This is a genomic window from Streptomyces anatolicus, assembly GCF_019400875.1.
Classification (GTDB): Bacteria; Actinomycetota; Actinomycetes; order Streptomycetales; family Streptomycetaceae; genus Streptomyces; species Streptomyces anatolicus.
In genome coordinates, this window is record NZ_WMBF01000434.1 from 1 (window position 1) to 5,416 (window position 5,416).

The window sequence follows — 5,416 nt, forward strand, 5'->3', positions numbered from 1 at the left end:
CCCTCGCCCCATAGCCCTCGCCGCAGCCGTCGCCACCGTCGTCACGCTCGGCGCGGCCACCCTCGCCCTCCCGGCGACGGCCGCCGACGGCGGGGCGGCCGCACCGTCCAGGCTTGAGCTGAAGGACGGCACGCTGGACTGGGGCGTGAAGGAGAGCTTCCGTAAGTACGTCACGGGCATCGCCATGGGCAAGATCGAGGCGACGGACGGCGCCAAGCAGGCGGCGGACAACGGCGTGTTCACCTACACCGGCGGCACAGGGGCCTACGACACCGGCACGCACGCCACGGAGACCGCGTTCAAGGGCGGCGTCCGCTTCGTCTCCACCGCCCACCGCTTCGACATCAAGATCGCCGACGTGAAGGTGCGCACCGGGGGCAACGCGAGCGCCATCCAGGCCGACGTCACGCTCAACGGCGCCACCCAGAACGACATCGACCTCGCCCGCCTCGACATGACCGGGATCAGGCCCGGCCAGGGCGAGGGCGGCGCGATGGTCCTCAAGGACATCCCGGCGACGCTGACGGCAGCGGGCGCCAAGGCGTTCAACGGCATGTACAAGGAAGGCGACAAGCTCGACCCCGCCACGCTCACCGTGAAGGCGGGCGCCCCGCTCCCCGAGAAGCCGACAGAGAAGCCGACCGACAAGCCGACGGACAAGCCCACCGCCAAGCCGACCGACAAGCCCACCGGGACCCCGAAGCCGACCGCCACGCCCACCGCCACGCCGGGCACGCCCGGTTCGGGGCATGTCGCGGGCGACGCCGTCGACGGCAGGCTCTCCTGGGGCCTGAAGAAGAGCTTCCGCGCCTATATCTCCGCCGGTGGCAAGGTGACCGTCGCGGGCGGCGCCAAGAAGGTCACCGGCGGCTACACCTTCCCCCACGCCAAGGCGCACGTGGACTCCCGCGCCAAGAAGGCCGACGCCTCCTTCGGCGGCAGCGTCCGCTTCACGTACAAGGCACACGGCATCGACATGAAGTTCAGCGACTTCAAGGTGCGGGCGAACGGCGCCAAGGGCACCCTCCTCGTCGACGTCACCACGCCCAAGGGCACCAACAACAATGTGAAGTTCGCGACCCTCGACCTCTCCAAGACCTCGTACAAGGCGAAGAACGATGTCGTACGCCTCGACAAGGTCCCCGCGGCCTTCACGGCGGCCGGCGCGAAGCAGTTCGCCAACGGCGCGGTCGGCTCCATCTACAAGCCGGGCCAGAAGCTCGACCCGGTGACGGTCGCCCTGTCCTTCTCCGAGGGCGCGCAACTCCCCTCCGGAGGCGCCCAGTTCGGCGGTGAGGCGGGCGGCGGCACCGGCGCCACCGGGTCCGGTTCGGTGGGCGGCGGCTCGGTCGGCGGTGCGCTCGGTGACGCCGACTCCCTGGCGGCCACCGGCGCCGACGTCCCCTCGGCCGCGCTGCTCGGCATGGCGGGCGTGGCCGTGGCGGCGGGCGCGGGCGCGGTGTACGCGGCACGGCGGACGCGGGGCACCGAAGCGGTGTGATGCTTCAATGCCGGGGTGACTCTCGACGTACTGCGCGTCTTCTGCGGGCCCGACGGTCGGCACGGCAACGAACTCGGTGTCGTGCGCGACGGGGCCCGTACGCCCGCCCGGGAGGACCGGCAGGCGTTCGCGGCGAAACTCGGCTTCAGCGAGACGGTGTTCGTCGACGACCCCGAGCGGGGCGTCATCGACATCTACACCCCGACCCTGCGCCTGCCCTTCGCGGGCCACCCCTGCGTCGGCACGGCCTGGCTGCTCGACGTGCCGGAACTGGTCACCCCCGCAGGGGTGGTGCAGGCCCGCCAGGACGGCGAGTTCAGCTGGATCACCGCATACGCGCGGTGGGCGCCGCCGAGGACGCTGCGGCGGTACGGGACGGCGGCGGAGGTGGACGCGCTGGCCGTGCCGCCGCCCGGGGAGTGGATCTACGCCTGGGCGTGGGAGGACGAGGCGGCCGGCCGGGTCCGCGCCAGGGCGTTCCCCGGCCGGGACGACGGCATCACGGAGGACGAGGCGACGGGCGCGGCGGCACTGCTGCTCACCCACGAGCTGGGCCGCGCCCTCAACATCACCCAGGGCCGCGGCTCCCAGCTCCTGACGGCCCCGGGCCCGGACGGCGAGATCGAGGTGGGCGGACGGGTCCGGGGCTGGCACCCCAGCCCCACCGACTGACAGTCCAGCCCCTCACGCGCTCAGCGGAAACTCCTGCCCAAGCTCCCGAAAGACCGCCGTATTGAAGGCGAACGCGCGCCGACACTCGTCGACAATCCGCTTCCGCTCCAGCTCGTCCGTGACGACCGAGTCGATCCCGTCGAGCAGCTCCCGGTACCCCCGCTTGAACGCGGCCGGGTTGGAGATCCCCTCGAACACATAGAACCGCACACCGTCGCCCTTGCGCGCGAAGCCCCAGGTCTGCTCGGCCTTGCCGCGGATGATCTGCCCGCCGGAGAGATCGCCGAGGTAGCGGGTGTAGTGGTGGGCGACATAGCCGCCGGGCCAGGTGCGCGCGCACTCCGTGACCCGGGCCGCGTACGCCGCCGTGGCGGGCAGCGGGGCGAGGCCCGCGCGCCAGCCCGGGCCCCGCAGATGCGCGAGGTCGCGCTCCAGCTCACGTACGCGCGCCAGCTCGGGCCGTATGAACGGCCCCGCGACGGGATCGTCGGCCAGGGCCTCGGCCCCGTCCTCCAGGGCGCGGTAGACGAACCACAGCTGTTCCGTATAGCGCGCGTAGGCGTCGACGCCGAGTTTGCCGCCGAGCAGGTCGCTCATGAAGGTCGAGGTCTCGGCCTCGGTGTGCTGCTCGTGCGACGCGGTGCGGATGACCGTCGAGAACGGCGTGCGCGGCATGTCCATGAGGGGCCTCCAGGGGAGCCGGGGGACGGGATGGCGGGAACCAGCGACCGTGCGGAGATCATGGCAAGTTAGGCTTACCTAAGTCAACTGGTTCCCGACGCCCTGTCGGTAAAAAAGCTACCCACTCCCGTCCCGGGGAACCACCCGGGCCTTACCGGACCACTCAGGGCAGCGTGAGGATCTCCGCCCCCGTCTCCGTCACCACCAGCGTGTGCTCGAACTGCGCGGTCCGCTTGCGGTCCTTGGTGACGACGGTCCAGCCGTCCTCCCACATGTCGTACTCGTACGTGCCGAGCGTCAGCATCGGCTCGATCGTGAACGTCATGCCGGGCTGGATGGTGGTCGTCGCGTGCGGGCTGTCGTAGTGCGGGACGACCAGACCGGAGTGGAAGGACGAGTTGATGCCGTGACCGGTGAAGTCACGTACGACGCCGTAGCCGAAGCGCTTGGCGTACGACTCGATGACGCGGCCGATGATGTTGATCTGGCGGCCGGGCTTGACGGCCTTGATGGCGCGGTCGAGGGACTCGCGGGTGCGCTCGACGAGCAGCTTGGACTCCTCGTCGACGTCGCCGACGAGGTAGGTGGCGTTGTTGTCGCCGTGTACGCCGCCGATGTACGCCGTGACGTCGAGGTTGATGATGTCGCCGTCGTTCAGGACGGTGGAGTCCGGGATTCCGTGGCAGATGACCTCGTTGATGGAGCTGCACAGCGACTTCGGGAAGCCGCGGTAGCCCAGCGTGGAGGGGTAGGCGCCGTGGTCGCACATGTACTCGTGCGCGACGCGGTCCAGCTCATCGGTGGTGACGCCGGGGGCGATGTGCTTCGCGGCCTCTTCCATGGCGCGGGCGGCGATGCGGCCCGCGGTGCGCATCAGCTCGATGGTCTCGGGGGTCTGCACCTCCGGCCCCGTATACGGGGCGGGGGCGGGTTTCCCCACGTACTCCGGGCGCCTGATGTTGCCCGGGACGGAACGGATGGGGGAGAGCTCCCCTGGGACGAGCAGTGACTGGCCAGACATGCCAGCGAGTCTAGCCAGCGGTCTCGGGGCACGATGGCGTCAGGAACGAGAGGAGCGGGACATGGCACTGTTCAAGAAGCGGACGGTCGGCAAGCCGGGGGAGTGGTACTACTGCCTGGAGCACCGGAAGGTGGAGGAGGGACCCGACTGCCCGGGCAAGGACCGGATGGGCCCCTACGCCACGCGCGGCGACGCGGAGCAGGCGATGCGGACGGCCGCCGAGCGGAATCTCCAGTGGGAGAACGACCCACGGTGGCATGACTCGGTGACCCGGAGCGACGAGGAGTAGGCGGCCGGGGCCCTCTGGGTCCCCTGTGCCCTCCGGGCCGCGGCGCGGGCCGCGTCAGCCCGGCATCAGCGGGGCCGGGCAGCATCGGGCGGCCGCCACGCCCGCGTCCGTGGCAGCCGGGCCCAGGGGGCTCGGTTCGCCGCGCGGGCTCGATCCCCCAGGGATGGAGAGTCCATGCTGCTGAGGTTCCGCTCACCACGTCCGCGCGCGGCCGCCCCGGGCCTCGCCACGACCCTCGTCCTGGCCCTCGTGCTGGCGCTGGCCTCGGCCCTGCTGCCGGTCGGCGGCGGGACGGCCGAGGCCGCGACCACCGCGTCGGCCCGGCAGGCGGCCGCCGCATCCGGCCAGCAGATCAACATCGCCGCGACCCACACCGGCATGTGCCTGGAGGTCGCCACGCAGGAGACCGGCGAACCCGTCAGACAGCGCCGCTGCGCCGGGCGCGAGGGCGCGCTCTGGTATCTGAAGGTGTCCGCGGTCCACAGCGGGGCGGTGCAGATCGTCAGCGCCTTCAGCGGCAAGTGCATGGCGGTGGAGAACTCCAGCGCCGACAACGGCGCGGCCCTCGTGCAGGCGGCGTGCGCCGACCGGCCCGGCATGAGCTTCCTCTTCGAGAACCACGGGGACGCCGCGCTGATCCAGCCGATGACGGCGAGCCCGCGCAAGTGTCTTGAGGTCACCGCCTCCGCCACCGCGGACGGCACGGCGCTGCGCCAGTGGAGCTGCGACAACCAGCCCGGCGCCAACTTCACCCAGGGCAACTTCCGGGGCCTCAAGGAGGGCTGGATCAAGCTCCGCCCGGGCAGCGCGCCCGGCAAGTGCCTGACCGAGGGGCGCGCCGGGATCCTGAGCGTGCCAGTCGCCGTCCAGCGCTCATGCGCGCAGGCCACATCGCCGCGCACCTACCTGGTGCCGCAGGGCAACGGCCTGTTCAAGCTCCAGTGGCACAGCGCACAGGCGGGCGTCCGCTGCCTCATGGTGTTCCCCGTCAGTACGGTGCCCGATCTGCTGGAGACCACGAGCGACTGCGCGACGGCGAACGTCTTCTACATCGAGGCGGTGGACACGCCGGTACCGAACACCTACCGGATCTACACGCTCCACACCCCCGAGCGGAAGTTCTGCGTCGGCATCACCGACAGCGCCACGACGGAGGGCGCCACGGCCAGACAAGAGCCGTGCACGACAGACCGCACGGACCAGGTCTTCTTCATAGACGCGGAGTAACAGGAACCGGGTGCTGGGTAACGGG

Annotated in this window: 6 protein-coding genes; 4 read left to right on the top strand and 2 right to left on the bottom strand. The window is 71.1% G+C overall.

The window, feature by feature from the left end; translation table 11 throughout:
* The coding region (locus tag GKQ77_RS26780; RefSeq protein ID WP_258022021.1) for an HtaA domain-containing protein at nt 1-1,501 on the top strand (1,501 nt) is incomplete at its 5' end.
* Nucleotides 1,502-1,516: 15 nt separating this feature from the next.
* Nucleotides 1,517-2,173: a PhzF family phenazine biosynthesis protein gene (locus GKQ77_RS26785; RefSeq protein WP_219691503.1), complete on the top strand. Its 657-nt coding sequence runs from the start codon at nt 1,517-1,519 to the stop codon at nt 2,171-2,173.
* Between the two features lie 12 nt (nt 2,174-2,185).
* On the opposite strand, the gene GKQ77_RS26790 is transcribed toward GKQ77_RS26785, so the two are convergent.
* Together GKQ77_RS26790 and map are read right to left on the bottom strand one after the other, a co-directional pair.
* Nucleotides 2,186-2,854 carry a biliverdin-producing heme oxygenase gene (locus tag GKQ77_RS26790; RefSeq protein ID WP_219691504.1) on the bottom strand — a complete coding sequence of 223 codons (669 nt, stop codon included), beginning with the start codon at nt 2,852-2,854 and terminating at the stop codon, nt 2,186-2,188.
* Between the two features lie 163 nt (nt 2,855-3,017).
* The gene (gene map / locus GKQ77_RS26795; RefSeq protein WP_219691505.1) at nt 3,018-3,875 is read right to left on the bottom strand and encodes a type I methionyl aminopeptidase; all 858 of its coding nucleotides are present in this window, start codon (nt 3,873-3,875) and stop codon (nt 3,018-3,020) included.
* Nucleotides 3,876-3,936: 61 nt separating this feature from the next.
* On the opposite strand from map, the gene GKQ77_RS26800 reads away from it, so the two are divergent.
* Nucleotides 3,937-4,164: a hypothetical protein gene (locus GKQ77_RS26800; protein ID WP_125512464.1), complete on the top strand. Its 228-nt coding sequence runs from the start codon at nt 3,937-3,939 to the stop codon at nt 4,162-4,164.
* Between the two features lie 174 nt (nt 4,165-4,338).
* A complete protein-coding gene (locus GKQ77_RS26805; protein ID WP_219691506.1) occupies nt 4,339-5,391 on the top strand; it encodes an RICIN domain-containing protein in 1,053 nt (350 codons plus the stop codon).
* Nucleotides 5,392-5,416: the final 25 nt, after the last annotated feature.